Origin of the sequence: Noviherbaspirillum sp. ST9, assembly GCF_048799745.1 — a bacterium.
Classification (GTDB): domain Bacteria; phylum Pseudomonadota; class Gammaproteobacteria; order Burkholderiales; family Burkholderiaceae_D; genus Noviherbaspirillum.
This window is the reverse complement of record NZ_JBLWFR010000163.1, coordinates 1-569: the sequence shown is the minus strand read 5'-3', so window position 1 is coordinate 569 and position 569 is coordinate 1. Positions and strand designations below refer to the sequence as shown.

The following is a 569-nucleotide window of genomic DNA, read 5'->3' as shown; positions in this document are numbered from 1 at the left end:
AGCGATAGAATGTCTTCAAGATGCAAATAATGAGGTTTTATTTGTTACTTGTAGCGGCGAAGCAAGACCATGTGATTCTAATCCAGAACAGTCGGTAATTAGATGTTGGGAGTGCAGACTTTCATCTTGGCTACTTTTAAGCCAGATAGAACATCCTAATTTTAAGCATAGGGAGCTCTCCTCATTTAATATTAAGGGTGCGAGAAAGAATCACTTAAGTGAGTTCGATTTCACATCTATTACGGATTTGAAATCGATTACTTACAACAATATTAATATTGGTCTAGGTGTTGTTTCTTCATATGTGTCTATGACACGTAATCTGGAGCCATTAATGGAGAAAGCAAATAGAGAGTATTTTAACGCGGCGTTAAAAGCATCAGCTATATTGGTAGAGTTAAGTTCAAATATTGTCGAATTATACAACCCAGACCTTGTTTATCTTTTTAATGGCCGCTATAGTTCTATGCGACCAGTTTTGGAAGTTGCTAGTAATAGAGATCTTAAGACATGTGTTTTAGAATGCACTTTTTCTTCAACTAGAGAGATTCAACGAAAAGTTAAGTTCT

Annotated in this window: 1 protein-coding gene; it reads left to right on the top strand. The window is 35.7% G+C overall.

Annotation, left to right across the window (positions count from 1 at the left end):
• The coding region (locus tag ACNOHI_RS25315; protein ID WP_420477488.1) for a hypothetical protein at positions 1-569 on the top strand (569 nt) is incomplete at both ends.